Source organism: Rhizobium oryzicola (assembly GCF_030504645.1).
GTDB lineage: Bacteria > Pseudomonadota > Alphaproteobacteria > Rhizobiales > Rhizobiaceae > Neorhizobium > Neorhizobium oryzicola.
Genome location: NZ_JAUKWQ010000001.1, coordinates 977,333 through 1,003,265 on the forward strand (window position 1 = coordinate 977,333; position 25,933 = coordinate 1,003,265).

General features: G+C 60.5%; 27 protein-coding genes. 14 read left to right on the forward strand and 13 right to left on the reverse strand.

What is annotated here, in order from left to right; genetic code table 11:
- The first annotated feature begins 63 nt into the window (after positions 1-63).
- Positions 64-1,119, forward strand: coding sequence for an alpha/beta hydrolase (locus Q2T52_RS04745; protein WP_302075509.1), 1,056 nt, complete (start codon positions 64-66; stop codon positions 1,117-1,119).
- An 11-nt stretch (positions 1,120-1,130) separates the two neighbouring features.
- Here the strand turns inward: Q2T52_RS04745 and Q2T52_RS04750 are convergent, their stop codons facing one another.
- Positions 1,131-1,538 carry a hypothetical protein gene (locus tag Q2T52_RS04750; RefSeq protein WP_302075510.1) on the reverse strand — a complete coding sequence of 136 codons (408 nt, stop codon included), beginning with the start codon at positions 1,536-1,538 and terminating at the stop codon, positions 1,131-1,133.
- Between the two features lie 59 nt (positions 1,539-1,597).
- Positions 1,598-2,356, reverse strand: a complete 759-nt coding sequence (locus Q2T52_RS04755; protein WP_302075511.1) for a DeoR/GlpR family DNA-binding transcription regulator — start codon at positions 2,354-2,356, stop codon at positions 1,598-1,600.
- Between the two features lie 90 nt (positions 2,357-2,446).
- On the opposite strand from Q2T52_RS04755, the gene Q2T52_RS04760 reads away from it, so the two are divergent.
- Positions 2,447-2,815: a DUF4406 domain-containing protein gene (locus tag Q2T52_RS04760; protein ID WP_302075512.1), complete on the forward strand. Its 369-nt coding sequence runs from the start codon at positions 2,447-2,449 to the stop codon at positions 2,813-2,815.
- 48 nt (positions 2,816-2,863) lie between these two features.
- Positions 2,864-3,487 (forward strand): glutathione S-transferase family protein, encoded by a 624-nt coding sequence (locus tag Q2T52_RS04765; RefSeq protein ID WP_302075513.1) that lies wholly within the window; start codon positions 2,864-2,866, stop codon positions 3,485-3,487.
- On the opposite strand, the gene Q2T52_RS04770 is transcribed toward Q2T52_RS04765, so the two are convergent.
- Entirely contained in the window at positions 3,424-3,672 is a 249-nt protein-coding gene (locus tag Q2T52_RS04770; protein WP_302075514.1) for a hypothetical protein, read from the reverse strand. The two genes, Q2T52_RS04765 and Q2T52_RS04770, sit on opposite strands and share 64 nt — an antisense overlap.
- An 83-nt stretch (positions 3,673-3,755) precedes the next feature.
- On the opposite strand from Q2T52_RS04770, the gene Q2T52_RS04775 reads away from it, so the two are divergent.
- A complete protein-coding gene (locus Q2T52_RS04775; protein WP_302075515.1) occupies positions 3,756-4,679 on the forward strand; it encodes a LysR substrate-binding domain-containing protein in 924 nt (307 codons plus the stop codon).
- Positions 4,680-4,839: 160 nt separating this feature from the next.
- The gene (locus tag Q2T52_RS04780) at positions 4,840-5,457 is read left to right on the forward strand and encodes a DUF2087 domain-containing protein (protein WP_302075516.1); all 618 of its coding nucleotides are present in this window, start codon (positions 4,840-4,842) and stop codon (positions 5,455-5,457) included.
- Here the strand turns inward: Q2T52_RS04780 and Q2T52_RS04785 are convergent.
- Both Q2T52_RS04785 and Q2T52_RS04790 read right to left on the reverse strand, forming a co-directional pair.
- Positions 5,417-6,070 (reverse strand): glutathione S-transferase family protein, encoded by a 654-nt coding sequence (locus Q2T52_RS04785; protein WP_302075517.1) that lies wholly within the window; start codon positions 6,068-6,070, stop codon positions 5,417-5,419. The two genes, Q2T52_RS04780 and Q2T52_RS04785, sit on opposite strands and share 41 nt — an antisense overlap.
- 95 nt (positions 6,071-6,165) lie before the next feature.
- Complete coding sequence (locus Q2T52_RS04790) at positions 6,166-7,536, reverse strand: TIGR03808 family TAT-translocated repetitive protein (protein ID WP_302075518.1); 1,371 nt, start codon at positions 7,534-7,536, stop codon at positions 6,166-6,168.
- A gap of 271 nt (positions 7,537-7,807) precedes the next feature.
- Between Q2T52_RS04790 and Q2T52_RS04795 the strand changes: the two genes are divergently transcribed.
- Positions 7,808-9,355: a diguanylate cyclase domain-containing protein gene (locus Q2T52_RS04795; protein ID WP_302075519.1), complete on the forward strand. Its 1,548-nt coding sequence runs from the start codon at positions 7,808-7,810 to the stop codon at positions 9,353-9,355.
- Here Q2T52_RS04795 and Q2T52_RS04800 read toward each other — a convergent pair whose 3' ends face one another.
- Entirely contained in the window at positions 9,356-9,913 is a 558-nt protein-coding gene (locus tag Q2T52_RS04800; protein WP_367187274.1) for a MarR family winged helix-turn-helix transcriptional regulator, read from the reverse strand.
- Positions 9,914-10,031: 118 nt separating this feature from the next.
- Between Q2T52_RS04800 and Q2T52_RS04805 the strand changes: the two genes are divergently transcribed.
- The 4 genes from Q2T52_RS04805 (at position 10,032) to Q2T52_RS04820 (ending at position 15,660) form a co-directional block, all read left to right on the forward strand.
- Positions 10,032-11,546, forward strand: a complete 1,515-nt coding sequence (locus Q2T52_RS04805) for an MDR family MFS transporter (RefSeq protein WP_302075520.1) — start codon at positions 10,032-10,034, stop codon at positions 11,544-11,546.
- A 41-nt stretch (positions 11,547-11,587) separates the two neighbouring features.
- Positions 11,588-12,598, forward strand: a complete 1,011-nt coding sequence (locus tag Q2T52_RS04810; protein WP_302075521.1) for a ligase-associated DNA damage response exonuclease — start codon at positions 11,588-11,590, stop codon at positions 12,596-12,598.
- A gap of 406 nt (positions 12,599-13,004) precedes the next feature.
- A complete protein-coding gene (locus Q2T52_RS04815; protein WP_302075522.1) occupies positions 13,005-14,654 on the forward strand; it encodes a cisplatin damage response ATP-dependent DNA ligase in 1,650 nt (549 codons plus the stop codon).
- Between the two features lie 52 nt (positions 14,655-14,706).
- Complete coding sequence (locus tag Q2T52_RS04820; RefSeq protein ID WP_302075523.1) at positions 14,707-15,660, forward strand: alpha/beta hydrolase family protein; 954 nt, start codon at positions 14,707-14,709, stop codon at positions 15,658-15,660.
- 11 nt (positions 15,661-15,671) lie between these two features.
- Here Q2T52_RS04820 and Q2T52_RS04825 read toward each other — a convergent pair whose 3' ends face one another.
- The 3 genes from Q2T52_RS04825 to Q2T52_RS04835 all read right to left on the reverse strand — a co-directional run bounded on the left by Q2T52_RS04825 (position 15,672) and on the right by Q2T52_RS04835 (position 17,414).
- Positions 15,672-16,274 carry a PIN domain-containing protein gene (locus Q2T52_RS04825; protein WP_367187275.1) on the reverse strand — a complete coding sequence of 201 codons (603 nt, stop codon included), beginning with the start codon at positions 16,272-16,274 and terminating at the stop codon, positions 15,672-15,674.
- Between the two features lie 3 nt (positions 16,275-16,277).
- A complete protein-coding gene (locus tag Q2T52_RS04830) occupies positions 16,278-16,634 on the reverse strand; it encodes a hypothetical protein (protein ID WP_302075524.1) in 357 nt (118 codons plus the stop codon).
- A 78-nt stretch (positions 16,635-16,712) separates the two neighbouring features.
- The gene (locus Q2T52_RS04835) at positions 16,713-17,414 is read right to left on the reverse strand and encodes an SDR family oxidoreductase (protein ID WP_302075525.1); all 702 of its coding nucleotides are present in this window, start codon (positions 17,412-17,414) and stop codon (positions 16,713-16,715) included.
- A gap of 110 nt (positions 17,415-17,524) precedes the next feature.
- On the opposite strand from Q2T52_RS04835, the gene Q2T52_RS04840 reads away from it, so the two are divergent.
- Complete coding sequence (locus tag Q2T52_RS04840) at positions 17,525-18,349, forward strand: L,D-transpeptidase (protein ID WP_302075526.1); 825 nt, start codon at positions 17,525-17,527, stop codon at positions 18,347-18,349.
- A 157-nt stretch (positions 18,350-18,506) separates the two neighbouring features.
- Complete coding sequence (locus tag Q2T52_RS04845) at positions 18,507-19,208, forward strand: L,D-transpeptidase (protein ID WP_302075527.1); 702 nt, start codon at positions 18,507-18,509, stop codon at positions 19,206-19,208.
- A gap of 142 nt (positions 19,209-19,350) precedes the next feature.
- Here Q2T52_RS04845 and Q2T52_RS04850 read toward each other — a convergent pair whose 3' ends face one another.
- The 3 genes from Q2T52_RS04850 to Q2T52_RS04860 form a co-directional block, all read right to left on the reverse strand.
- The gene (locus Q2T52_RS04850; protein WP_367187276.1) at positions 19,351-21,144 is read right to left on the reverse strand and encodes a HAMP domain-containing methyl-accepting chemotaxis protein; all 1,794 of its coding nucleotides are present in this window, start codon (positions 21,142-21,144) and stop codon (positions 19,351-19,353) included.
- 257 nt (positions 21,145-21,401) lie between these two features.
- Entirely contained in the window at positions 21,402-21,788 is a 387-nt protein-coding gene (locus tag Q2T52_RS04855) for a hypothetical protein (protein ID WP_302075528.1), read from the reverse strand.
- 129 nt (positions 21,789-21,917) lie between these two features.
- Positions 21,918-22,895 carry a YihY/virulence factor BrkB family protein gene (locus tag Q2T52_RS04860; protein WP_302075529.1) on the reverse strand — a complete coding sequence of 326 codons (978 nt, stop codon included), beginning with the start codon at positions 22,893-22,895 and terminating at the stop codon, positions 21,918-21,920.
- Between the two features lie 105 nt (positions 22,896-23,000).
- Here Q2T52_RS04860 and Q2T52_RS04865 point away from each other — a divergent pair, with 105 nt between their 5' ends.
- Entirely contained in the window at positions 23,001-24,683 is a 1,683-nt protein-coding gene (locus tag Q2T52_RS04865; protein WP_302075530.1) for a helicase HerA-like C-terminal domain-containing protein, read from the forward strand.
- Positions 24,684-24,974: 291 nt separating this feature from the next.
- A complete protein-coding gene (locus Q2T52_RS04870; protein ID WP_302076038.1) occupies positions 24,975-25,373 on the forward strand; it encodes an endonuclease domain-containing protein in 399 nt (132 codons plus the stop codon).
- A 216-nt stretch (positions 25,374-25,589) separates the two neighbouring features.
- On the opposite strand, the gene Q2T52_RS04875 is transcribed toward Q2T52_RS04870, so the two are convergent.
- Positions 25,590-25,892, reverse strand: coding sequence for an alkylphosphonate utilization protein (locus Q2T52_RS04875; protein WP_436799500.1), 303 nt, complete (start codon positions 25,890-25,892; stop codon positions 25,590-25,592).
- Between the last annotated feature and the right edge of the window lie 41 nt (positions 25,893-25,933).

Genomic DNA, 25,933 nt, shown 5'->3' on the forward strand with positions numbered 1-25,933 from the left:
CACCGCCGGATTTTGCATCCCCGTCCGTTTAAGCCTTGAGAGGTGTCGAACCGGGGCATGGGGATGCGGAATTCGACGAGGGCAATCTGGTTTCTTTCCGTCGCCTTGCTGTTTGGGTCGCTGGGCTCTTCCGCCGAGGTGTCGCGACCTTCAGCAGGCATAAGCTGGCCGCTCGCGGACATCTGCCGTCTTGATATCGGTGTGTTCTGCGCCGCGACCGAAATTGCTGATGACCAGACTGATTGCCCGGGCGCCGGCTTGTCCCACCCCTATGAAGGCTGCCTGATGCCGCCCGCCGCACCGGTGCCCATTGTCGCGCAACTGGTGCAGGCGCGCGCGACAGTGCCTGGGCGAGGCAATATCTACCGGGATATCGCCTACGGCCCCTATGCCGAACAGAAGATGGATATCTATGTGCCGCAGGGAGCCGTCAATGCGCCGGTGCTTTTCATGGTGCATGGCGGCGGCTGGACCATCGGCTCCAAATCATCCGCACGCGTGGTGGACAACAAGGTCACCCATTTTCTGCCCAAGGGCTTCATCTTCATCTCGGTCAACAACCGTTTGTTACCGGAGGCCGATCCCCTACAGCAGGCGCAGGACGTGGCCGCAGCATTGGCCGCGGCACAGCAGCATGTCGGCGCGCTTGGCGGCGATCCGGCAAGCTTTGTGCTGATGGGGCATTCTGCTGGCGCCCATCTCGTCTCCCTGCTTGCTGCTGATCCCGATATAGCGCTTCGTCTTGGTGCCAAGGCCTGGCGCGGCACCATTGCGCTCGATAGCGCCGCCTATGACGTCGCCGAGATCATGGAGAGCCAGCATCTACGCCTTTATGATCGTGCCTTCGGGCAAGACCCCGCCTATTGGCAGCGCGTCTCACCTTCGTCGCAGTTGCATGGCGGCGTTCCCCCCATGCTGCTGGTCTGTTCCACAAAGCGCGAGCGTGCCTGCGCGGAAGCAGAAGGCTTTGCCGACAAAGCGCAGGCGGTCGGGGTCCGAGCCGAGGTTCTCTCCATCAACAAGACGCACAGCGCCATCAATGAGGATCTGGGGCGTGTCGGAGACTATACCGCCGACGTGGATCTTTTTCTGGAAACCGTGCTGCACCCTGCAGAGTGAGCGCGAAAATTTCAGATCGTCTCGCCGATCCGCGCGGTCCCTGTCTGGCCGTTGTTGCGGATCCATTTCAGGCTGTTATCGCCCGTCTTGTAAAGCTCGAAGCACATGGGCTCGCCCTTGTACCAGGTCTTGAACTGCTGGCAGAGGCGGTTCCCGGAAATCCACCAGCGGCCGCTATCTTCGGGCTTCACGAAGCGGCCGAGACCCAAGGCTTCACCGGACCCATCCACCACGCCGCTCTTGCGATAGTTCAGCGGAAACTCACCGCCCATCGGGGTCGCGAGATAGACACGCTTGCCGACGATCTTCATCTTGATATCGCTTGCCGTATAGGCCTCCTCGGAAGCCGCGGCGAACGGCGCGGCCAGCAACAGGATCAGGATCGTCGGGCGAAGAAGCGAAAGCGGCGACACAGACATCAACGGGCCTCCTGGAACATTGGTAAATGCCCATTTAACGCGGCTCTTCACCCGCCAGATCACCGCGCGAACAGGATTTCCACGCCCTTGTCGCAATAGGCCGCCAGTCTCTCGTCTGATATCTCCGCCGGCACGATCATGGCAGCAAGCGTTGTGATGGGGGCGATGATCTGCGGCGAGATCGTGTCCAGCTTGTTCTCCGTAATCAGCGTGATTGTTCTGACCGCGCGCGAGGCGACATGTGCCTTGATCTGCGCCTCTTCGAAGTCGCCCGTGGAGCAGCCCTCCACGTGGTGAATGCCCGTCACGCCCAGAAAGAAGATATCCGGCCGGATCTGGCTGATCTGCGCCATCGCCGCTGCCCCGGTCGAGACCATGGAATGTTTGTAGAGCCGTCCGCCGATCAGCACCACCTCGGCCTTGGCGTGATGTTCCAGCTCTGCGGCAATGGTGGGGCTGTGGGTGACGATCGTCACCTCAAGCTCTTTCGGCAGATGGCGGGCGATGGCCGCTGTCGATGTGCCGCCATCGAAGAACAATGTCTGCCGCGGTTGTATGAGGCTTGCCGCTTTCTGGCCCAGCCGATCCTTCACGTCTGTTGCGAGTGTTCGCCGCGTGGTCAGATCCGGTAGCTCGGACGCGATCGGCAGCGCGCCGCCATGCACCCGCTGCAGAAGGCCCTCCGCCGCCATGTCACGCAGATCGCGGCGGATTGTATCTTCAGAGACGCCGAGATCGACCGCGAAATCCCTGGCAATCAAGCCGCCGCTTTTGCGCAGGGTGTCGAGAATGAGTTGTTTCCGTTTTGAGGTGAGCATGGCTTGACTATTCACGAAATTGCATGAATTTTCTTGATATTGCCGGTATCGGGTTGGGAAGGCAAGAAAATTCATGCAGAGGAGATAGACATGTTGATCTTGATTGCCGGTCCTTACCGGTCGGGAACGGGAGACGACCCGCAGAAGATGGCGGAGAACCTGAAGCGCCTTGAGGCGCCGTCCTATGCCTTGTTCAAGGCAGGCCATGTGCCGATGATTGGCGAATGGGTGGCGCTGCCGGTCTGGCATGCGGCGGGAGGCCTGAAGATCGGGGATGATCTTTACGAAGAGATTTTCCATCCTGTCGCAGGTCGCCTGCTGGCGCTTTGCGATGGTGTGCTGCGCCTGCCCGGAGACTCCAAGGGTGCGGACAATGATGTGCGGATCGCCACCGAGCGCGGCATCCCAATCTGGTACCGGCTGGAAGATGTGCCCGGAGTCGCGGCAGCCCTTTCGTAAGCCGGAAAGCCGGGTTAGACCTTTCGGTGTCAATCGGAGGTCTGACCCATGCTGACGTTGTTCTTTTCTCCCGGCGCCTGTTCGCTGGCCAGTCATATTGCCCTTATCGAAGCGGGCGTGCCCTTCGAGCTCAAGCGCCTGAAGTTTGCGGAAAACGAGCAGCGCTCGCCGGAATACCTCAAGGTCAATCCCAAAGGGCGTGTGCCGGCTTTGGTGACGGAGAAGGGGACGCTGACCGAAACGCCTGCCTTGTTGATTTACATCGCTCAACTGGTGCCTGAAAAGAATTTGGCGCCCTTGGACGATGCCTTTGCACTTGCAGAGCTTCAGGCCTTCAACAGCTACATCGCATCCACCGTCCACGTGGCGCATGCGCATGGCCGTCGCGGCAGCCGCTGGGCCGATGAGCAGTCATCCTTCGATGACATGCACCGCAAGGTGCCGCAGACCATGAGCGACTGCTTCCGCCTGATTGAGGATGACTTCCTCAAAGGTCCCTGGGTCATGGGGGATCAGTTTACGGTGGCGGACATCTACCTCTTCGTCATGGAAGACTGGCTGAAGGGTGACCGCGTCGATATCGCCGATTTCCCACGTGTCCGCGACCATTACGAGCGCATGAAGGCGCGGCCAGCCGTGCAGCAGGCACTGGCTTCCGAGGCGGCGGCCTGATTGGACGGGATCAAGTGCGTGATTGAAGCGGGCGTAAGCGGCAGATCCGCCAGCGCCCGCTGATCCATCCGCATCAGGTCTGGATGCAGCAGCGGGTCTGGCGGATCGGCCCTGTCCGTTGCGGCTGCCCATTCCAGCAGCTTGAAGAAAATCTGAAATCGAAGGATAGTTGTCACAGGCTTCATGGACGTGCTCCAAAAGCCATTGATCAAGCAATCTCCTCGCATGTTCAATCCATGTTTTTGCGAGCCGGTTTTAGAAAATCTATATGAAGAATCTCAACCTTGTTCACCTGAACGGCCTGCGCGCGCTGGAAAGCGTTGCACGTCTCGGCTCGCTGCAGGCAGCGGCCGGGGAACTCGGCGTTTCCGTCGGTGCCGTCAGTCAACAGGTCATCAAGGCAGAAGCGCAGCTTGGCCGCCCGGTCTTTCAGCGAACCTCGCGCGGCCTGGTCCCGGTGTCTGACGCAGCCGCGCTGTTTGAGAATTTGCGAAAGGGCTTCCAGTCGCTGTCCGATGCGGTCGCAATTGCCCGCCCGCTGGACGACAACCAGCTGACGGTTTCCGTCGCACCGGTCTTCGCCGCACGCTTTCTCGTGCCCCGTCTTGACCGGTTTGCCGCTGCTCACCCGGAGATTCGTTTGCGACTGGACGCAACCTCAAAGCTTGCCGATCTCGCCGCCGAGGGCATTGATATCGGCATCCGCATTGGCCGGGGTGAGTGGCCAGGCGTCGAGGCCGAGCTCTTGCTGGAGCAGCGTGTGTTTCCCGTCGGTGCCCCTTCGCTTGCACAGGGGCTCAAGGACCCGGCGGATATCCTGAAGCTGCCGGTGCTGTTGGACGGGCAGGCGATGTTTTCATGGGATCTGTGGCTGGATGCCGCCGGGCTGCGCGGGCGTGAGGTCAAGGCACATCACGTATTCAGCGAGGCATCGCTTTGTCTGGAGGCTGCAATCGCCGGGCAGGGGGTCATGCTAGCCTGGCATCTTTTGGCACTGACCGCCCTCAAGCAGCGCTGTGTGGTTGCGCCTTTTGACATCGAGGCCCCCACCGGCATGGGGCATTATCTGGTCACGCGCGGAGGCACCCGCCGCAGCCCAAAGATATCAGCCTTCGCCGCCTGGCTTCGGCATGAACTGGCAGAGGCCGAAGCCGAGTGGAGGGCCATTGACGCCGCCGCCAGCGCCCTCTAAAAGCGGCGTAGGGTCTGCAGTTCACCCAGGCGTTGCCGCTTCCAGAGATGGAAGAGCTAAACCTGCTTTAAAAGATCACGACAGGCTCACCTTGCGTGCCCGGTCGGAAGACGGCGACCACCGACATTTCTCCCATGGCACGCGTTTCAAGGATGAAGCGATGTCGAAGACTATTCTCCCCGTTCTTGTGCCGGATATCTCGGCACTGGCAAAAACCATCCGCCGCGAACTGGATGCGCGGCCGGAAAGACCCTCCCATGTGGAGATACTCAACATGCTGGCGCGAGCGGCCGGGTTTCGCAATTACCAGCACATGAAGGCTTCGCAGAATGCGGAGCAAAGGCTGGAAAATCCGCCACCACCCAAAGAGCCTGAGGCCGTGGACCATCGCCGTATCGAAACCGTTCTGCGCTGCTTTGACGGTGAAGGCATCATGACGCGCTGGCCGACGAAGACGGCGCAACAGAGGCTGGCGCTGTGGTGGTTCTGGGCTGCACTTCCGCCGCGGCGCGAAATGACCGAGCGTGAGGTGAACGAGGTGCTGAAGCGTCTCAACAGCTTTGGCGACCATGTGCTGGTGCGCCGCGAACTGATCGACTGGAAGATGATGTGGCGGTCTCTGGATTGCAAAGTCTGCCGCCGGATCGAGCAGGAGCCGCCGGCGGAAGCGCGGGTGCTGATCCGTCACCTGACGGAACGGGTCCGTCAGGTCCGGGACGCGCAAGTGTTTGGCCGGTTCAGGCCGGTTCGGCCAGACGCTTTGCCCACATCGCCTTGAAACCGGGGCGGGCCTGCGCCCGCTCCAGCCAGGCTTTCAGTGCCGGGCGCGCCTCGAACAGCGGCGCGTGCGACTGCGCGTAGCGGACGATTTCGGCAACATTGATGTCGGCCACGGTGAAGCGTTCGCCCACCATCCAGGTCTTGCCCGTCAGATGCTGTTCCAGCACATCGAAGGAGCGGGCAAGCGCCTTGGCGGCTGCTTCAATCGTGGCTGTGACTTCGGGCGATGGCGTTGCCAGGGAAGAAGAGGAGATCTTCAGCGCCGTCATCTCGATCTCGGTCGCGGCAAACAGCGACCATTGGATCATCAATGCATCTTCAACCAGATCCCTGGGGCCCAGTTCGCCGCCATACTTCTTGGCAAGGTAGAGATCGATCGCCAGAGACTCGTGAATGACGACACCATCGTCATCGATCGACGGGATCGCGCCCATCGGATTGAGCGCCAGAAAGGCATCGGACTGCGTGTTGATCGGTGCTTCAGCCGCCTTCGGCTCTGCCACGCGGCGTGCCTGAACAACTGGAATATGTTCGAAGGGCAGGCCCAGTTCCTCCACCAGCCAGAGCGGCCTGGTGGCGCGCGAGCGATAGCATCCGTAAATCTTCAGCATGTCGAATCCTCTTATCAAATGGCGAGGCGAAGCTATGCCGATTGGGTGTGCCGCGGAAAGTGCATATTGCTGACGCCACGCATGATTTTTCGTGATCAACCAAGACTGTTGTTGGCGATGGTCAGATGCGGAAACTGCTGGCTGCCGCGCGCGAGTTCCCCGGATGCTGCATCCAGCCAGCGATAGCCGATGATGGCGCCTTTGGCGGTCGCTTCGAACAGGTTGTTGGTGATGGTCGCGCGACCGGCGCCTTCCACGACAGTCACCATGCAGCCGGTGGGCACCTTGCGCACCACATTGCCGCTGACCACCACGTCCCTGAGATAGGGCCCCCAGCCGAGCAACAGGCCGGCACGGGCGGCGTTTTCGATCACATTGCCGGTGACGCTCGCATCCGCCTCGACCGCCAGCCCGAAGCCGAAGCCTGCGACGTCATGCACGTAAGGCCCGCGATCGGATATGTTGCGGATGATATTGCCGCTGATCACCGCCAGCCGACCACCCGTATCGAAATTGACGACCGATATGCCGTTGGCGGCCCCGTCAATCAGATTGCCATTGACGATCGCGCCCTCGAAGCCGAATTCGGAATAGATCGCGGTTTCGCCGGAAGCGAGACACTGGTTGCCAATGATCTGGACACCGGATGATGCATTGGCGCGGATCGCGGAAAACGCCGCTCCACGAATGTGATTGTTGGAAATCATCACATTGTCTGCGCGGTAGGTGTTGATCGCATTGCCGAAAGGACCGGTGCCGCCCTGCACGGCGCGGATATTGGTGAGGCGATTTCCGGTAACGATCGTGCCGTCATAGCCCTTGGCACGACGGTGCACCAGAATGCCGCCATTGCCGCAATCGTCCACCTGGTTGCCTGTGATCTCGGTGGCCGCCCCGTCGAGCGCATAAAGCGCATAGTCGGCTGCACGCAATATGCTGTTGTTGGTGAGCCGCGCGGAACATCCCTCCAGCTGGATTGCGCTAGCGGAGGCATCCTGGAATTGACAATTGGCAATTGTGAGCCGGTCGACCGCACGGGCATGCAGAAGCGCCGGGCTGTCCGGCGCAAGCGGCCGGCCTGCACCATCGATGATCAGGCCTTGAAGCGAGACGCGGCCGCTCCCCTGCGTGCGGAGAAAACTGCCGCCGCCCTTATAAATCAAGCGGGTAGCTCCCGGAATGCCAGTCAGATGCGCACCATCAGGAAGATCAAGATCGGAGACGGCGTAGTCGCCGGCCTCCAGCATGAGGGTCCTGCCTTCACGCACCGCCTTTGCCAATGCCTTTGCCAGATCGGCACCCGGCGCAACCGATGATTTTGTGAGCGTGTCTTCATGTTCTGGTGGCAGCGTTCCCCGCAAAGGTTGTCGCCGGTCCGATGCCGCTGACGCATTGGCCGCCGGGTGCAAGGCTGTGCTGATGGCCGTCAGAGCCATGAGGGGTAAAAAATTCCGTCGCTTTATCATATTTGTTGCGCATTCCGCAGTTAAAGATGGGAATTTCGGAATAGTTTGTTCCAATCCGAAACAGAGGGTCTAGCGCGCGCCACAAACGATTGACTAATTTATGATTGCGCAGGCACTATTTTAAGCATCAATAAGGAATTCTCGTCCATTCTCCCTTGCAGTGTTGGGTTGCATGCATAGTTGAGCTCCTCGTGGTTGGGAGGGGTAGCTGGCCTTTGCTTCCCCTGAAAATGCGATGATGCGCGAAGGAGAAGCGAGGATGAACGGCTGCATGTCCGACATGGCAGCGGTGGGGAAGGCCATCGACCCGCTGGACGAGCTTCGTCAGCATCTCCTGCGCATTTCGACATCTGCGGACATTGATGATACCGATGCGGAACTGGTGGTCCAGTCCCTTGATGCAGTGACGCTCCTCAATCAGTTCCCGGAATATTTCTGCCTCAAGGATCGCCGTGGTCGCATTGTATTTGCCAATGCGGCAGCGCTTGCGGCTTCCGGCATCACCGATAGCCAGGAGGTGATCGGAAAGACCGCGCTCGATCTTCTGCCCCCGGAAATCGCCGCGCCTCAGTTTCAGATGGAGCAGGATCTTATGTCTCGCGGCCTGTTTGGCGATGAGCGCGAGGAGTTGATACCCGGTCGCTACAGCGGAGACGTCTGGCTCCTCACCAGCCGAACGCCCTTGCGCAATCGCGATGGGCAAGTTGTCGGTCTCCTGCAGATGTCGCGCGATATCACCGACAAGAAGAAGCAGGAGCGCTTGCAGCAGGGGCATGCAGCCGTTCTGGAAATGGTGGCTCGAGGCCACGCGCTACCAAAGGTGCTGGAGGCGCTGTGCCATACCATAGAGGAGCAGCTGGAGGGCATTTATGCGTCCGTCCTGATTCTCGACGCGGACGGCAGTCATTTGCGTCATGGCGCAGCACCTAATCTGCCGCATGCCTATACGCGCTTGATCGATGGTATAGAAATCGGCCCGCGTGTCGGATCCTGCGGAACGGCGGCCTGGCGGCGTGCCTCTGTTGTCGTGCGGGATATCGACAACGATCCGCTCTGGGCAAACTTCCGCGACCTGGCCATCGTCTTCGGCCTCCGCTCCTGTTGGTCCACCCCCATCGTCAATTCCAACGGGGATGTGCTCGGTACATTCGCGCTCTACTCCTCCACGGTGCGCGAACCGCAGGGCAATGAAATGGAATTGGCGGCAATGGCGACAGATCTTGCCAGCATTGCCATTGAACGCGCGCAGAACGAAGAGCGCATTCGCCACATGGCCCATCACGATCCCCTGACGGGTCTTCCCAACCGCGCAATGTTCTGGCCGCAATTCAGCCGCGCCCTGCACGAAGCGCGCCGCGAAAGCCGCAAGGTCACCGTCACCTACATCGATCTCGATAATTTCAAGCAGATCAATGATGGTCTCGGCCACGCCACGGGCGATGAGGTTTTGCGCGTGCTGGCCCACCGCATCACCAACACCATCCGGACAACGGACCTTGCGGTTCGACTAGGCGGCGATGAGTTTGCCATTGTCTTTTCCAATCCCTTTCAGGATCAGGCGGGCGTGTTGCGGCGGCTGAATGAAATCAAGCGGCTGATTTCCGAGCCCGTGGATGTGGACGGCCGCTACGTCACCGCGACCTGCAGCATGGGCGTTGCCTTCTTCCCGCAGGATGGCGAGACGCCGGAGGATCTGCTCGCCCAGGCGGACCGGGCCATGTATCAGGCCAAGTCCATGGGGCGTGACACGCTGCAGGTTTCCGGGCAGATCCCTCCGCAGGTATCCGGTCGGTTGGTCGCGGAGCCCATGGCGGGCTGATTACCTCAGCGCCGAATGCTCGAAAGGGTAGGGCGGGGCAGGTTCTTCCGCCTTGTCGCCGGGAATGTTGAGCTGCTCGAAGCTTTCAATGAAGCGGCTGAACAGCTCGGCAAACTGCTCGCGTTCCGCCTGTTGCCAGTCGCTCACCACATGCTCGACGGCCGCCAGTTTCACCGCCTTGATTTCCTCAGCAATGCGGTCGCCCTGTTCGGTCATCTGGATGATCGAGCGGCGGCCATCCTCTTGCGACACATCCCGTTTCAGAAGTCCGCGCGCGACGAGATCAGCCACCAGCCGGCTGCCACGGGATGGGTCTAGACGCATGGCTTCGGCAATCGCACCAACGGTCGGCTCCTCGCCTCTGAGATGGATTCGCTGAACCACCGACAGGATATCAAGCTGCGACAAGTCTATGCCAGGCGCGGCGCGCGCAATGGCAAGCCGCCCGATGATCCGTCGCCCCATCATCAGCCGCATGCGGGTCAATGCCTCACCGATCCGATCGACCGTCTGGTCCGCCGCGGCATTGCTGTGCGGATCGAAGGGCTTTTGCGTCATGTCTCACCGGTTCCATTCAAGATGCGCATTCACACTTCTGCGAAGAGCAAAAACATGCGCTTGACAATTATATGCCAAACGCACACAAATTTGTCAAAACCTGCAGGATGCCCCACCCATGGATATGTCGCCCAAGCCCCCGCAGCCCATCGTGATGAGTCACGGTCTGCGGCTTGTGATCTTTCTCTTCCTGATGACCGCGCTGTTCATGGCGACGCTCGACAACCAGATTGTGTCGACTGCCCTGCCGACCATTGTCGGCGAGTTCGGTCAGTTCGAACGGTTCGGCTGGGTGGGCTCTGCCTTCCTGCTCGCCACCAGCGCGGTGATGCCGCTCTATGGCAAGTTGGGCGATCTCTTCGGGCGCAAATATGTGATGATTGCAGCGGTCACCATCTTTACGGTGGGTTCCGCGCTGTGCGGACTTGCGTGGTCGATGGACTCGCTCATTGCCGCGCGTGTCTTCCAGGGGCTTGGCGGCGGCGGCATCATGGTGTCGATCTTTTCTGTCAATGCCGATCTTTTCGAGCCGCGCGAACGCGCCCGCTACCAGAGCTATTCCAGCCTTGTCATCATGGCATCGGGCAGCATTGGCCCGCTGCTCGGCGGCACCATGAGCGACCTGTTCGGCTGGCGCTCGATCTTCCTCATCAACCTGCCGATCGGCGTCTTCGTCGTGGCCGGGCTGATCTTCCTGCTGCCGAACCGCCGGCCGGACCGCCAGCCGCGTATCGACTATGTCGGTGCTATCCTCCTGGCGCTGGCCAGTACCATGGTCGTGCTGCTGACGGATGGCATTTCGCTTTTTGGGTCGCTCGTGTCGTGGCAGAGTGCGACGATCCTGGCGATCTTTATTGTTGCGGTCATTTCGTGGATCCTGGTTGAACGCCGAGTGCCGGAACCCATCATCCCGTTGCGCCTGTTCCGCAATTCCACCTTTTCGCTGTTCCTGATCGTGTCTCTGATGACCGGCGGCGTGGCCATCGGCATGGTCAACTATTTCGCACTCTTCCTGCAGGCGACCATGGGCCTGTCGCCCACCCATGCCGGTCTGTTCTTCATCCTGATCACCGGCGGCATGGTGGTGGGTTCGCTGAGTTCCGGTCGCCTCATCTCGATCACCGGCCGCTACAAGCCTTTCTGCGTGGCCGGCCTGATGCTGAATGTGCTCACGCTCATTGCCTTCTCCCAGTTCGGCGCCCACACGCCATTGCCGCTCATAGGCTTCGTGATGATGTTGCAGGGGCTGGCGGTTGGACTTGGCCAGCAGGCGCCGATCATCGGCGTGCAGAATTCCGCGCCGCGTGCGGATGTGGGGGCTGCGACCGGTGCGGTGACGCTGACGCGCATGGGCGGCGCTGCGGTTGCTATCTCCATCTACGGCGCGGTGATTTCGGTCATTATGTCCGGCGTCAGCATTCCCGGTGTCTCCTCCGTCGGATCCTTGACGCCGGACCAGATCGCAAGCCTGCCGGAAGCGGCGCGCCATGCGATTGCCGAGGCGTATGGAAAGGCGTTCGAGCCCATGTTCCTGACAGCAGCGGCGCTCGCGACTATGGGGCTGCTGGCGGCGCTGATGCTGAAGCCGATCCGCCTGCCGACTGCAGACGCCAAGCCTGTAAAGGCCGCCTGACAGAGATTGCGTTTTCCACCGCCGCGCCTATCTCTATCGGGATGAAACCAGAGGCGCTTCTGCATCCCATGCCGGCCGGGCTTTATTGCCCGGTCGGCGACTTTTACATCGACCCCGTGCGCCCGGTTTCGCGGGCGCTGGTCACCCATGGTCATTCCGACCATGCCCGCGCCGGCCATGGCCATGTGCTCGCCACCCGCCAGACGCTTGAGATCATGGCGCTACGCTATGGCGTGGATTTCGCCGGCTCCACCCAAGCCGCCGGCTGGGGCGAAGTGATTGATGTCTCCGGCGTCTCCGTCAGCTTCCATCCCGCCGGCCATGTACTGGGCTCCGCCCAGATCGCCATCGAGAAAGACGGGCTTCGCATCGTTGCGTCGGGCGATTACAAGCGCGGCGTCGATCCCACCTGCGATGCTTTTGAACCCGTCGCCTGCGATGTCTTCATCACCGAAGCCACCTTCGGTCTGCCCGTTTTCCACCACCCGGACCCGAAGGTGGAGACGCAGAAACTCCTGACCTCTCTTCGCCAGTTTCCCGAACGCACGCATCTGGTCGGCGCCTATTCGCTCGGCAAGGCGCAGCGGGTGATCCGCCTGATCCGGGATTGCGGCTATGATGGCCCGATCTTCATCCACGGATCGCTCGCTAAACTCTGCGATTACTATGTCTCCGAGGGCATTGCGCTGGGGGATCTGCGACCCGCGACGCTGGAGAAGAAGGACCCCTCCGCCTTCCACGGTGCTGTCGTCGTCGGTCCGCCGTCGGCCTTTCAGGATCGCTGGGCGCGGCGTTTCAACGAGCCGCTGATTTCCTTTGCCTCCGGTTGGATGATGGTGCGCCAGCGCGCCAAGCAGGGCGGCGTGGAACTGCCGCTGGTCATTTCCGACCATTGCGACTGGCCGGAACTGTTGGAAACCATCCGCGAGGTGTCTCCGCAGGAGGTCTGGGTGACGCACGGGCGCGAGGAGGCACTGGTGCGCTGGTGCGAACTGCAGGGTCTGCCGGCGAGGCCGCTGCATCTGGTGGGTTACGAGGACGAGGGGGATTGAGAATGATGACGTTGCGGGTTTGCCCCTCATCCGCCTGCCGGCACCTTCTCCCCGTTTCGACGGGGAGAAGGGCAAATGCCGCCCGGTCTCTACCCCACCGATCCCTGCTGAGTATGATAGAGTTGAAGGAAGGGGCGGCCTCATTCTCGTCCCCTCTCCCCGCAGGCGGGGAGAGGGTTAGGGTGAGGGGCTATGGTGGCAACGCGAGCGATTACCTCTATTTGCGCGACCGTGCCGCACTCTCCCACCTCCCCTTGAGGGGGAAGTCGCAGCGAAGCTGCGGGTGGGGTGAACGACACCGGTATAGTCTAGGCAGAAGATGGCGTGATGATGCAAATGTCACCCCACCCGGCGCGTTGCGCCGACCTCCCCCTCAAGGGGAGGTGGGTCTGCGAAGGGCCGCCGCATGAAGCCCTTCGCAACGCTGCTCGATCGCCTCGTTCTCACCCCATCCCGTAATGGCAAGCTGACGCTGCTGGTCGATTACTTCCGCTCCACGCCCGATCCCGATCGCGGCTATGGGCTGGCGGCGCTTGCCGGCACGCTGGACCTGAAGGGCATCAAGCCCGCGCTGCTGAAGGAACTGGCGCTGGAAAAGCTCGATCCCGTCCTCTTCCAGTATTCCTATGATTACGTCGGCGATCTCGCGGAAACCATTGCGCTCATCTGGGATGGTGGCGCGAAGGAGCGGGTGAGCGATGCGGCGCAGCCGCGTCTGGGAGAAGTCGTGCACCGCATGAACAGTCTCGGCCGTACGGAAGTTCGCTCCGCCGTGCGCGATCTGCTGGACCATCTCGATCACTCCAGTCGTTTCGCCTTTCTGAAGCTTGCGACAGGCGCGCTTCGGATCGGTGTTTCGGCGAGGCTTGCCAAACAGGCGCTCTCAGATATGAGCGGAAAGGATGTCACCGAGATCGAGACGCTGTGGCACGGTCTGGAGCCACCTTACGAACCGCTGTTTGCCTGGCTGGAGGGCAGGGCGGACAAACCGGTCCTCGCGAGCCCCGCCATCTTCCATTCGGTCATGCTCGCCAACCCTGTTGAGGACGGCGATCTCGAAAAGCTGAACCCGGAAGATTACGCCGCCGAGTGGAAATGGGATGGCATTCGGGTCCAGATGTCCAGCCACGGTGGCACGCGAAAACTCTATTCCCGCTCCGGCGACGATATCTCTGGCGCTTTCCCCGACATCATCGATGCCATGAACTTCGAGGGCGTCATCGATGGCGAATTGCTGGTCGGGGGCACGGCTCGTTCCAACAGTGCCACCCGAACCTTTTCCGATCTGCAACAACGGCTGAACCGCAAGACGGTCAATGCCAAGATGCTGGGAGACTATCCCGCCTTCGTGCGCGCCTATGACCTGCTGTTCGTGGGAGACGAGGACGTTCGCGCCGAAGCCTATCTGGCGCGGCGGGACCGTCTGGCTCACGTGGTCGAAAAAGCTCCGCATGACCGTTTCGATCTCTCGCCGCTCGTTCCCTTCGACAGCTGGCAGATGCTCGACCAACTGCGGCTGGCACCCCCAGATCCCGTTATCGAAGGGGTGATGATCAAGAAGAAGGACAGCCCCTATCAGGCCGGTCGCCTCAAAGGCCCGTGGTTCAAGTGGAAGCGTGATCCGTTCAACGTGGATGCCGTAATGCTTTATGCCCAGCGCGGCCATGGGAAACGGTCCAGTTACTATTCCGACTTTACCTTTGGTGTCTGGGCTGAAGGCCCGGATGGAGAGCAGTTGGTGCCTGTTGGAAAAGCCTATTTCGGCTTTACCGATGCGGAACTCGAAGTGCTGGACAAGTTCGTGCGCGACAACACGGTGGAGCGTTTTGGGCCCGTAAGGGCCGTCCGGGCAGAGCCGGATTTCGGTTTCGTGCTGGAGGTGGCGTTTGAGGGCATCAACCGCTCCACGCGTCACAAATCAGGTGTTGCCATGCGCTTTCCGCGCATTGCGCGGCTGAGGATGGACAAGCTGCCGCGCGATGCCGATCGGCTCTCGACGCTGACAGCGATGGTGGATGCGGCGGCTGGCGACGGAACGCCAATCGCGAAACATTGAATGGACGATAAAATCAACGGGTGCTGAAATAATATCGGGAACGAGAACCGGAATGACGGACATGCAGACGAAGATGACACAGAGGATGTTGACTGACACTGTTTTGACCCGGCGCACCGTGCTGGGAGGCGCTGCCGGAATTGCGGCCACCACGTTGATGCCGCTTGCCGCTCGAGCGGAATTTCCCATTCCGGATGTCCTGCCGCTGGAAAAGACGGACTATGCGGTGGCGCGCCGCAGCTTCCGCACCAAACTGATCCAGAAGGGACCGGCCCCTGACGATTACAAGCCGCTGGGCGATGCGCCCGGCGCGCGCAAGGTTCTCTATCCGGGCGGACCGAACGGGTCGATCGGCCTGATTGCATGGATCTCCGATAATCAGGTCCCGACCGAAAAGAAGCCGGCGGTGCTCTTCCTGCATGGGGGTAACTCCACCGGCGAGGGCCATTGGCTGCTGATGAAATCCTATGTGGATGCCGGCTATGTGGCCATGCTGCCTTCCATGCGCGGCGAAAACGGCCAGCCTGGCAATTTCTCCGGCTTCTACGACGAAGTGGATGATGTGCTATCCGCCGCGCACTACCTGTCTGAACAGCCGGGCGTCGACAAGTCCCGCGTCTTCCTGGCAGGCCACAGCGTCGGCGGCACCTTGGCACTGCTATCGGCCATGGCGCATCCCTTCCGGGCGGCGGTGGCCATGGCGGGCAATCCGGATGCCTGGCGCTTCTTCAGCCGCTTCTCGCAGGATATTCGCTTCGATGTCAGCGATCCGCAGGAATTCGTCATGCGCTCGGCCGGCTGCTTCGCGCCCAGCCTCAAATGCCCCATGCTGATGACGCGCGGCACCGAGGAAGGACAGTTCACCGAACGCCACCAGTTGTTCATGTCGCGCGTCAAGGATGCCGGACAGTATATCGACGCGATGTCTGTGCCCGGCAACCACAATGGCGCCGTGCCCGGTGAGATTCTGGAAAGCATCCGCTTCTTCAAGGAAAGAAGTGTGTAATGTGAGGGGGATTATTCCCCCTTGCAAATCGTCGTCCAAAGGGCAGCAGGCGTAAAATCATAACCCGAGCGCATCCATTGCAAAACATCGAAGGGATGCGCGATGATCATATCAATGTCCGCGATGGCATACCTTATGGCCTGGAGCGTTCTTTGGCCTGATGCCCTGGTCTGCACAATCTGCGTGTCGATGACCTCGGCATCCTTGCTGATGAAATCCCTGAGGTTATCGGTGACGAGGATATCGACCTTTGCTCCGAACGCCACAGCCAGCACACCGGCATCCTCGACATCTGAAATTGCCAAGCGTTCCTCTCCGCCGAGGATCAGGTAAGGATCGAGCGCATCTGGCCCGTAGCGCATGACGTCGATGATCGAGCTGCAATACGCGCTGATCTTGGGCTGAGGGAGGCTCAGTCGGCGCAGCACAGTTTCGAGAGTCTCGATCATCTCGAAAGAGATGATGAGTTGCGACTTGTCGCTGAGTCCCCATGTTTGGTTGCTGACCATGGATACCAACGTCTGGCTTGCCGTATCCTGATGGCCCTTGGCATAGGCCATCAGATTGCTGACGAGAACGTTGACGTCCAACATCACCCGGACCGGACGATTCATTGACTACTTTCGCCCTGCCGCAGCGCGGGAGAGTGCTGTCGCTTCTTCCAGTAGATCGATCTCGCTTGCGCCTTGATCGGCCTTGCCCAACACATGTTCTGAAGCGAGATCCCTGGTTGCCTTTTCCAGGCGAACCCGAGCCGCCGCCGCCATCATTTCCCGACCCAGCTTGTTGATCGATTCCTGGTCATCCTCGGCATTCAACTCCAGAAGAAAATCTCGGACGCCCTTCGGCAAGCCGATGAACACCGTGATCGCGCTGGAGACGGCGTTGGAGACAGACCTGTTTTCCAGCGAGGCGACGCGCTTTAGCTTCGACGCCGTGTCGCCATCGACATTGGCGGAGATCGTGGAGGCCATCGAACACTCCTATAGAAACACCTCATTTCTATATAGTCTTGTATAACCCAAACGGCAATGTCTATCCTTCAGCCGTCATCACACCGCGCGCGTAATCCCGCCGTCGATCCGAATATTCTGGCCGGTAATGTAGCCGCCGCGATCCGATGCCAGAAGCGCGATCAGTTCCGCCACCTCATCCACCTGGCCGTAACGCCCCATCGGGATGCGGCTGACAATCTCTTCCTTTTCCGGAAAGCTGTCGATGAAGCCGGGCAGCACATTGTTCATGCGGATGTTTTCCGCCGCGTAGCGGTCCGCGAAAAGCTTGGTGAAGGCGGCAAGGCCGGAGCGGAAGACGCCGGATGTCGGGAAGGCCGGATCGGGCTCGAAGGCCGCGAAGGTGGAGATGTTGACGATCGCGCCGGATTTTTGCGCCTGCATGATCGGTGTCACCAGCCGCGTCGGGCGCACCACATTGAGGAAATAGACCTCCATGCCGCGATGCCAGTCATCGTCGGACAAGTCCAGTAGCGGCGCGCGCGGGCCGTGGCCAGCGCTGTTGACGAGGGCATCGATCCGCCCGAAGCGCTCCATGGTAAGATCGACCAGCCGCTTCAGGTCGTCATTCGACTGGTTGGAGCCGGTCACGCCAACGCCGCCGAGTTCCGCCGCCAGCGCCTCGCCTTTGCCGGAAGAGGAGAGGATCGCCACCTTGAAGCCATCGGCTGCCAGTTTGCGTGCCGCCGCCGCCCCCATGCCGCTGCCGCCTGCCGTGATGATTGCTACCTTGTCCGTCATCTCTGCCTCCATGCCCTATGACTGATGCATGAGGTAGCCGTTTCACCAGCTTCGCGCCAGCCGCCGCTGGCAGAATGGTAGAAGAGATCATCCGCCGGAAGCTTCGCCTCATGCCGTTCACGACACGTCACCTTCGCCGCGCCGCCAGCCTGCTGTCCGTTCTGGTGGCCTTTTCCAGCCTCTCGGGCTGTATTCTGGTGCAGGATACGAGCTTGATGAACCCTGACGTTTTCGTGCAGCAGACGGCGCCGGTCTTCAACAATCCGGCCTATGCATCGCAGCCGGAACCACAGCCACAGCCGGTCACGAAAACCCAGCCGATCCCCCAGAAGCGCAATCTCTACCAGACCCAGTTCCACCAGACCTATGGTCTGCCGGTTTCCAATCCGGTGCACCGCGTCTACTACGCCAGCATTAACGATGACGGCCACACGCTGCCGGCCATTCCCTACGCCCGTGTGGATCAGCAATATCTGCGTCAGGAAGTGAACTACCAGACCACGGAAGCGCCCGGCACGATCGTGGTCGATACCAAGGCGCGCTTCCTCTATTTCATCGAAGGCAATGGCAAGGCGATCCGTTACGGCGTCGGCATCGGCCGCGATGGTTATGCCTGGTCCGGCCGCGGCGTCATCCAGTGGAAGACGAAGTGGCCGCGCTGGACGCCACCGCAAGACATGGTGCAGCGCCAGCCGGAGCTTCGCCAGTTTGCCGCCGCACAGGGCGGCGCCGAACCCGGTCTCAACAATCCGCTCGGGGCCCGTGCGCTCTACATCTTCAAGGATGGCAAAGACACGCTCTACCGCGTGCACGGAACGCCAGACTGGCAGTCCGTCGGGCGGTCCACCTCGTCGGGTTGCGTGCGCATGTTCAATCAGGACGTGATCGATCTCTATGAGCGCGTGCCGGCCCAGACGCCGATTGTGGTTCTCTGATCACACTTCTCTGAAGAAGAGGTGTTGCGGCACCTCTGGTCGTCAGATTAAGGCGACCTATACTTCTTCTCGCCACAATGATGGAACCATTTGGGCCTCGGACCGTTGGTTCGCGTTCTTTTCCCCGCCATTCTCGTGAAGAAGTAATCCCGGCCACATGACAACCGATTTTCTCAGCCGCCGCCGACTGTTGAGCCTTATGGCTCTCGGCTCCGCCTCGACGCTGGCCAGCTGTGCCTCGTCCGGCCCTCGTTTTCCCTCTTTCTCCGCCGGGCCTGTCGTGCCACCCGCACCGCGTGGACGCTCGCCGGAGCTCGATGCCATGTATGGCCAGATTGCCGATGGCGGCTTCGTCATCCCGGCCATCCCCTATTGGCGCATCGATCCGCGCTACTATCGCCAGCAGGTGGTGGACCCCACCGGCCAGCCGCCGGGCACGATCGTGGTCGATACGCCGAACCGCTTCCTCTATCTGGTGGAGCGGGGCGGCACGGCGATGCGTTACGGCGTTGGCATTGGCCGCGAAGGCTTTGCCTGGTCAGGCGACGGCGTGATCCAGTGGCGCCAGAAGTGGCCCAAGTGGACGCCGCCGGATGAAATGGTCGCGCGTCAGCCGGAGCTGGTGAAGTATTCGTCGAAGAACGGCGGCATGCCGCCGGGCCTGATGAACCCGCTCGGTGCGCGCGCGCTCTACATCTTCCACAACGGCCAGGACACGCTCTACCGCCTACACGGAAATCCGGAATGGAATTCCATCGGCAAGGCCGTGTCTTCGGGCTGCGTGCGCCTGATGAACCAGGACATCATCGATCTCTATGATCGCGTGCCGGAAAAGGCGCGGATCGTGGTGATGCAGTAAGGTATCCGTTGTCTCGCCGCCCGGCTGAAGTCGGGGCGGCTGGCTGTAGGTCCTGAACGATAGGAAATGCCTGGAGCACGTGCCGACATTTATCGTCTGCACGTGCTCCTGAATTTTATCGCCCGCACATTGGGCGACTGTTTCAGGCGGCCCGTGTCCAGCTGCCGGATGCGCCGCGGTCCGAAGCATTCCGTTCAATGCGGAATTGTGACAGCAACCCTCGAAGCCGCACGGCTTCCTGCGCAAGGGTGTTTGCAGTCGCGTTGCACTCTTCGACCATGGCCGCGTTCTTTTGCGTCATCTGGTCCATCGAATTGACCGACTGATTGACTTCCGAAAGTCCGACCGATTGTTCCTTGGCCGATTGGGTAATCGACTCCATATGCTGGTTGATGTCGGCAATGAAGTCACCAATCGTCTTCAAGGCGTTGCCGGCGCCCCGCACAAGCGTCACGCCGCTATCCACTTCAGATGAGGAGTTCTGGATGAGTTCCTTGATTTCCTTGGCAGCCTTGGCGGATCGCTGCGCCAGTTCGCGCACCTCCTGGGCCACGACGGCAAAACCCTTGCCTGCTTCGCCGGCACGGGCTGCTTCAACCCCGGCATTCAGTGCAAGCAGGTTGGTCTGGAAGGCGATTTCATCGATCACGCTGATGATGTTGGAAATCTGTTGTGAGGCCCCCTCGATCCGCTGCATTGCGTCCTCGGCTTGAGAAACCACGTTGGCTGACTCGCCTGCGGATACATTGGCCTGCGTGGTGACCTGTTTGGCCTCGTTCGTGCGTTTTGTGGAATTCTGAACGTTTGCGGTTATTTCCTCAACCGCGGCAGCGGTTTCCTCCAGCGATGCTGCTTGTTGCTCCGTGCGCCTGGAGAGATCATCAACGCTTGCAGCGATTTCCTGCGCTCCGCTCTCCATCGTTGCCACGCTCCGCATAATGGCGGACATCGCTGAGGAAAGCTGCTGTACGGACTGGTTGAAATCGTGGCGCAGAGGCTCGAATTCGCTGGAAAAGGCTTGCGTCAGCTGGATTGAAAGGTCTCCGGACGCAAGCTTCTTCAGCCCCTCGGCCAGTCCGGACGTCGCGGCGCGCAGGCGCTCCGCTGCTTCCGCTTCCGCAGTCTGCTGTGCCGCAAGGCGGCTGGCCTCAGCCTGCTTGCGGTTTTCCAGCGCTTCGTCTTCCAACTGCTTGTTGGAGATCGCGGCGCGCTTGAAGATTTCGAGCGCATCCGCCATGTCCCCGATTTCGTCTTTTCGAGCCGCTCCCGGAATACCCACATTGAGATCGCCCTCGGTCAGCTTGCGCATGGCGTGGATAATTCGGGTCAAAGGGCGGGAAATGTGGAAGACGCTGAGCGCCATGCATCCCAGTGCGACGACCAAACTTGCCCCGAGCGCAACGTAGGCCGAAAATTTTCCAAATTCGGTAGCTTCGAGCGCTTCAGCCGACTCCTTTTTGGTGTCGCCAGCCATGTCATCCACAGCAGCTTGAATGTTATCTCCCGTCTTATTGTAAACCTCAAGCGCCTTGCCAAAGAACAAGGCGTTTGCGTCCTGCTGCTTGCTCTGACCCAACAGAGTTACGATTTGACGCCACTCCGACTGCATCTCTTTCCAGTTGGTGGCAACCTTTTCGAACAGCTCCTTGTCCGCTGCGTCGACAAGCAGGCTCTGATAGGTTGAAATTCCTGTTTCAACCTTGGTCATGGCCTTTTCCATGTCTTGCTTGAACGCGGATTGCATATCTGCCGGAGCGCCGATGTAACCGCTCTGCGCGATGCGAACATCGCCAAGATCAGCATTCAACTGGCCAAGACGGATGAACGCAGGAACTCTTTTATCGGCGACGAGGTCAAGACTGTTTCCGACATTGCCAAAAGAGGAGGCTGCGAACAAGCCTTGGCCGGTGGCCATTATCAACATCAGGCCAGCCATTCCAGTAATGAGATTTGAGATAGATATCCGCACGCTGACAACCCTTATTCATTAATATCAAAGGTTGCATTATTTTTTCAAATGTTAACCAAAATAGAAATGATAAGGTGCGAATTAAAGTCTATAATTTATTGCATATCTTTCGTTGCGGATTGTTCGAAACAGAAAATTTACTCGGAATTTTGAGGGGAAATTCAAGTTATCGAAAATGGCGCCATCTTATCGCACGGCGCCATCAATGCTTGAACGATGCTGAGTCACACAAACTGGCTGAGGCCCGGCACCGAGCCGACCACCTGGTCCACAGTTTCAGAACCGGCATGCTCGCGGGCAACGGCAATTGTTTCGCGCGCAAGACCGGTGATCTCGCCCATGCCGAGACCGAGACCCATCAGCTGCTGGCCGAGGCCCATGATGCCACCGCCGAGGCTGGACATGAGGCCGCTCAGGAAGCCGCCGCCGCTGCCTTCACCGTTGTGGGCCGCGACCAATTCCGGGGCGCCCGGAATGGCAGTGATCATCCGGGCCACTGCTCCGTCATCGCCTTCCCGCTGCAAAAAGCCCAGCATCATGCCGATGGCCTTTTCGGCCACATCGGGAGCAATGCCGACATTATCGGCCACGCGGGTCACTAGTTCGTTCATCAAACTCTCCTCAGTATTTTGACGTGAACGTCAAAGTAAATAAGTTGCCGCTGTCTTGCAAGCGACTCGAGGTGAGTTTTACCACGCAATTTGCCAAAGATCCGCGACGCGAAACTTCCTCGCTATTCGCTATTCTGCAATCTCCCCCAGCGTATCGGCCATGTAGGCGCCGCGCTGCCCCATCGGCTTTGGCGGGCCCGTCGTAGTATCCTTCGCCGTCTGGTGTTCCAGTTCAGCATTTAGCTCTGCGCCGAGGATCACCACGATGGTCGAAATCCAGGTCCAGAACAAAAAGCCGATCAGCGCTCCCAGCGTGCCATAGGTGGCGTTGAAGTTCGCCACATGCAACAGATAGAAGGAAACGCCGAGCGAGCCCAAGAGCCAGAGCAGGGAGGCAACGCCGGCACCCCAGGTGATCCAGCGCAGTTTAGCGGGCTCGCGGCTCGGGCCGAAGCGATAGAGCAGCGAGATACCGCCCGCCACCAGCACCAGCAACACCGGCCAGCGCAGCAGGCCAATGAGTTTTGCGCCATTATCGGTCGGGCTCAGAAGCGCGATCATGGCCGGAATGACGCCGAGCCCGACGAGAAGCAGGATCGCGGCCAGAAGGGCGGCAAAGGTGAAGATCAGCGATATGAAATTGAGCCACAGAAAGCTGCGCTTCTCATCCTCGCCATAGGCGATGTTCATTGCTTCGAACAGCGCCTTGATGCCGGCATTCGCGCTCCACAGGGCCAGTGCCAGACCGGTCATGAGGCCGACGCTCAGCGTGCCACGCTCTTCCGTCGCGAGTGCCATCAGCTGTTTGACGAAGATTTCCAGCCCATCCGCCGGCATCACCTCCCGCAGAAAGCCGATGCGGTCTGCAATCGCCACCGGATCGGCCACGAAACCATAGAGAGATACCAGCGCCGTCATGGCGGGAAAGAGCGCCAGCAGCAGGTAGAAGGTCACGCCGCCTGCCACCAGCATCACCCGGTCTTCCGTGAAGGAAACATAGACGCGCCACAGCACATCCTTCAGCCCCGGCATCGGTATATCATGCGGCGCCTCCGCGTGGCGACCGTGGCTGATGTCCTGATGTGGCGCAGTCTCGACTTGGCTCATGGGTTCCATCTCCATCCCCGTTGTTGAGCGCCAAGCGTTGCCCCCGGCCAAGGGGCGCCCTATACATGCGCATGCATGGTAACGCGAAAGGGAGAGGGCGGTTGCATGAGTGAGCCTGGAAAGCTGTTGATCGGCGGCAGCCGCAATCCGGATGACACGCTCAAGAAGTCTGAATATCTGGAGCTGAAATTCGGCAACCGCCACGGGCTGATCACCGGCGCCACCGGCACCGGCAAGACGGTAACGCTGCAGGTGCTGGCGGAAGGCTTTTCCTCAGCTGGCGTTCCGGTCTTCTGCTCGGATATCAAGGGCGACCTTTCCGGCATCGCGGCCATCGGTGAGCCCAAGGATTTCCTGCTGAAGCGGGCTGAGGAAATCGAATTTGCCGATTATGACAACACCGTCTTTCCGACGATCTTCTGGGATCTCTACGGCGAGAAGGGCCACCGCGTCCGCAGCACCGTTGCCGAAATGGGGCCGCTGCTTCTGGCGCGGCTGATGGATGCCAGCGACGCGCAGGAAGGTGTCTTGAACATCGCCTTCAAGATTGCCGATGAAGGCGGTCTGCCACTGCTGGATCTCAAGGATCTGCAGGCGCTCTTGAACTATATGGGCGAGCATGCTGCGGAAATCTCCAAGCGCTATGGTTTTGTCTCCAAAGCCTCTGTCGGCTCGCTCCAGCGCGGGCTGCTGGTGCTGGAGAGCCAAGGTGCGGAACATTTCTTCGGCGAACCGGCGCTGGAGATCGGCGACATCATGCGGGTGGCACCCGATGGCCGCGGCGTCATCTCCGTTTTGGCAGCGGACCGTCTGATGATGAACCCGCGTCTTTACGCCACCTTCCTGCTGTGGCTGCTGTCCGAACTGTTCGAGGAGCTGCCGGAAGTCGGCGACCCCGAAAAACCGAAACTCGTCTTTTTCTTCGACGAGGCGCATCTTCTGTTTTCCGAAGCGCCGAAAGTGCTTTTGGAGCGCGTGGAGCAGGTGGTGCGTCTGATCCGTTCCAAGGGCGTCGGCGTCTATTTCATCACGCAGAATCCGCTGGATGTGCCGGAAACCGTGCTGGCGCAGCTCGGCAACCGCGTGCAGCATGCGCTGCGTGCCTATACCCCGCGCGAGCAGAAGGCGGTGAAGACCGCTGCCGAAACGTTTCGCGCCAATCCGGCTTTTTCGACCGAGGAGGCGATCACCACGCTTGGCACCGGCGAGGCGCTGGTCTCGACGCTGGAAGGCAAGGGCGCGCCGTCGGTGGTGGAGCGTACGCTGATCCGCCCGCCATCGGCCCGCATCGGGCCGCTCTCGGATGAGGAGCGCCGCCAGGTGATGGCCGAGAGCCCGGTCGCTGGCGTCTATGACGAGGATGTCGACCGAGAATCCGCCTTCGAGATTTTGGAGGCGCGGGCGGGCCGGGCGGCGAGGGGGCCGGTGGTGCAGCGCCCAACCGCTCCGCAAGGCACCGCTTCCCAGCAGGCGCCGACCGAACGTCCATCCCCCTGGGGCAGTGCGCGGCGTGCGGAACCGGTGCAGCAGCAGGAACCGGCACCGTCGCAGGACAGCGCCTCCGGCCGCTGGAAACTGCCGGGCTTTGACGAGGTGAACGACATCCTGAACGGCGAAGAGTCCACCGGTTCACGCTCCGGCCGCGCACCTGCAGGCCGCGGGGGCTACCAGCGCGAAACGGTGATCGAGGCGGCCATGAAAAGCGCCGCCCGTTCCGTTGCCAGCTCCGTCGCCAACCAGCTGGGCCGGGCCCTGGTGCGCGGGATTCTGGGGAGCTTGAAGCGGTAAAGTTCGATTGGTTTGCCCCTCACCCTGCCTCCGCTCCGCTCGGCCTCCCTCTCCCCGCACGCGGGGCGAGGGGGATCGGCGACGGGTCGGCATCTCCCTTCTCCCCGTCAGAACGGGGAGAAGGTGGCGGCAGCCGGATGAGGGGCAGCCAAAAGCAAACGAAGGAAGCAGCTCAAGCCGCAAGCAAGGCAATCTGTTCGACTATAACGACTGAGGTTTGCCCTTAAAACATCCGGTTGGTTTGTTCAGCCTCAGACCTTATGCTGATCTACGTCTGCTATGGAGCTCATCATGCGCGGTGCAAGAAAGGCAGTGACATCTCGGGCACGCGCACTGCGCCAGTCGGACAATGACGCTGAATACCGGCTATGGCTTGAGCTTCGAAACCGCCGTCTCGCTTGCTATAAATTTGTTCGCCAATATCCCATTGGTCCTTACTTCGCGGACTTTGCATGCCGGGACAGGATGCTTGTTGTCGAGGTCGACGGCTGCCAGCATGCCGATAGTCCTCATGACGCGAAGCGGGACAGTTTCATGCGCTCAAGCGGTTGGGCGATCTTGAGGTTCTGGAACGTTGATGTGTTGCAGGAGATGGAAGCAGTTCTTGAGACGACGCTTGCCGTGCTGGAAGGACGTTTGACTGAAACAGTCGAGGTGAGGGACTTGCGATTTTATCCGGCGGTGACATGAGGTTTCTCCATGCCCTTCAACCCGCCTCCGCTACGCGTTGTTGATTGCCCCTCATCCGGCTACCGCCACCTTCTCCCCGCACGCGGGGAGAAGAGATCTGCCGCACCGTTGCTGCTTCCCCTCGCCCCGCTTGCGGGGAGAGGGCGCGCCGAGCGGAGCGGAGGCGGGGTGAGGGGCAAATGAGGCTATTGTGAGGGGAAAATGCCACCCGCCACATCACCGCTTGCGCACAAACTCCGTGCGCAGCACGAGGCCCTTGATGGCGTCGTGGCGGCAGTCGATTTCTTCCGGATTGTCGGTGAGCCTGATCGACTTGATCACGGTGCCCTGCTTCAGCGTCTGGCCAGCGCCCTTCACCTTGAGATCCTTGATCAGCGTGACGGAATCGCCATCCTTCAGCACGTTGCCGGAGGCATCCAGCACTTCGGCCGCCTTGGCCGCTGCCGCCGCGATTTCGGAGGCCGGCCGCCATTCGCCCGTTGCTTCATCATACACGTAATCGTCATCGTCCGCCATCAATGGCTCCATTGGAAAAGTGTTCTGTGAGCCGCTTACAGCAC

Excerpts from the sequence above, each read along its gene's own strand:
- Q2T52_RS04865 (WP_302075530.1), top strand. The coding sequence starts at position 23,001 with ATGAGTGAGCCTGGAAAGCTGTTGATCGGCGGCAGCCGCAATCCGGAT.
- Q2T52_RS04815 (WP_302075522.1), top strand. The coding sequence starts at position 13,005 with ATGAAGCCCTTCGCAACGCTGCTCGATCGCCTCGTTCTCACCCCATCC.
- Q2T52_RS04745 (WP_302075509.1), top strand. The coding sequence starts at position 64 with ATGCGGAATTCGACGAGGGCAATCTGGTTTCTTTCCGTCGCCTTGCTG.
- Q2T52_RS04805 (WP_302075520.1), top strand. The coding sequence starts at position 10,032 with ATGGATATGTCGCCCAAGCCCCCGCAGCCCATCGTGATGAGTCACGGT.
- Q2T52_RS04870 (WP_302076038.1), top strand. The coding sequence starts at position 24,975 with ATGCGCGGTGCAAGAAAGGCAGTGACATCTCGGGCACGCGCACTGCGC.
- Q2T52_RS04775 (WP_302075515.1), top strand. The coding sequence starts at position 3,756 with ATGAAGAATCTCAACCTTGTTCACCTGAACGGCCTGCGCGCGCTGGAA.
- Q2T52_RS04845 (WP_302075527.1), top strand. The coding sequence starts at position 18,507 with ATGACAACCGATTTTCTCAGCCGCCGCCGACTGTTGAGCCTTATGGCT.
- Q2T52_RS04785 (WP_302075517.1), bottom strand. The coding sequence starts at position 6,070 with ATGCTGAAGATTTACGGATGCTATCGCTCGCGCGCCACCAGGCCGCTC.
- Q2T52_RS04830 (WP_302075524.1), bottom strand. The coding sequence starts at position 16,634 with ATGGCCTCCACGATCTCCGCCAATGTCGATGGCGACACGGCGTCGAAG.
- Q2T52_RS04755 (WP_302075511.1), bottom strand. The coding sequence starts at position 2,356 with ATGCTCACCTCAAAACGGAAACAACTCATTCTCGACACCCTGCGCAAA.
- Q2T52_RS04770 (WP_302075514.1), bottom strand. The coding sequence starts at position 3,672 with ATGAAGCCTGTGACAACTATCCTTCGATTTCAGATTTTCTTCAAGCTG.
- Q2T52_RS04835 (WP_302075525.1), bottom strand. The coding sequence starts at position 17,414 with ATGACGGACAAGGTAGCAATCATCACGGCAGGCGGCAGCGGCATGGGG.
- Q2T52_RS04855 (WP_302075528.1), bottom strand. The coding sequence starts at position 21,788 with ATGAACGAACTAGTGACCCGCGTGGCCGATAATGTCGGCATTGCTCCC.
- Q2T52_RS04760 (WP_302075512.1), top strand. The coding sequence starts at position 2,447 with ATGTTGATCTTGATTGCCGGTCCTTACCGGTCGGGAACGGGAGACGAC.
- Q2T52_RS04765 (WP_302075513.1), top strand. The coding sequence starts at position 2,864 with ATGCTGACGTTGTTCTTTTCTCCCGGCGCCTGTTCGCTGGCCAGTCAT.
- Q2T52_RS04780 (WP_302075516.1), top strand. The coding sequence starts at position 4,840 with ATGTCGAAGACTATTCTCCCCGTTCTTGTGCCGGATATCTCGGCACTG.
- Q2T52_RS04790 (WP_302075518.1), bottom strand. The coding sequence starts at position 7,536 with ATGATAAAGCGACGGAATTTTTTACCCCTCATGGCTCTGACGGCCATC.
- Q2T52_RS04800 (WP_367187274.1), bottom strand. The coding sequence starts at position 9,913 with ATGACGCAAAAGCCCTTCGATCCGCACAGCAATGCCGCGGCGGACCAG.
- Q2T52_RS04825 (WP_367187275.1), bottom strand. The coding sequence starts at position 16,274 with ATGAATCGTCCGGTCCGGGTGATGTTGGACGTCAACGTTCTCGTCAGC.
- Q2T52_RS04860 (WP_302075529.1), bottom strand. The coding sequence starts at position 22,895 with ATGAGCCAAGTCGAGACTGCGCCACATCAGGACATCAGCCACGGTCGC.
- Q2T52_RS04840 (WP_302075526.1), top strand. The coding sequence starts at position 17,525 with ATGCCGTTCACGACACGTCACCTTCGCCGCGCCGCCAGCCTGCTGTCC.
- Q2T52_RS04850 (WP_367187276.1), bottom strand. The coding sequence starts at position 21,144 with ATGGCTGGCCTGATGTTGATAATGGCCACCGGCCAAGGCTTGTTCGCA.
- Q2T52_RS04820 (WP_302075523.1), top strand. The coding sequence starts at position 14,707 with ATGACGGACATGCAGACGAAGATGACACAGAGGATGTTGACTGACACT.
- Q2T52_RS04810 (WP_302075521.1), top strand. The coding sequence starts at position 11,588 with ATGAAACCAGAGGCGCTTCTGCATCCCATGCCGGCCGGGCTTTATTGC.
- Q2T52_RS04795 (WP_302075519.1), top strand. The coding sequence starts at position 7,808 with ATGTCCGACATGGCAGCGGTGGGGAAGGCCATCGACCCGCTGGACGAG.
- Q2T52_RS04750 (WP_302075510.1), bottom strand. The coding sequence starts at position 1,538 with ATGTCTGTGTCGCCGCTTTCGCTTCTTCGCCCGACGATCCTGATCCTG.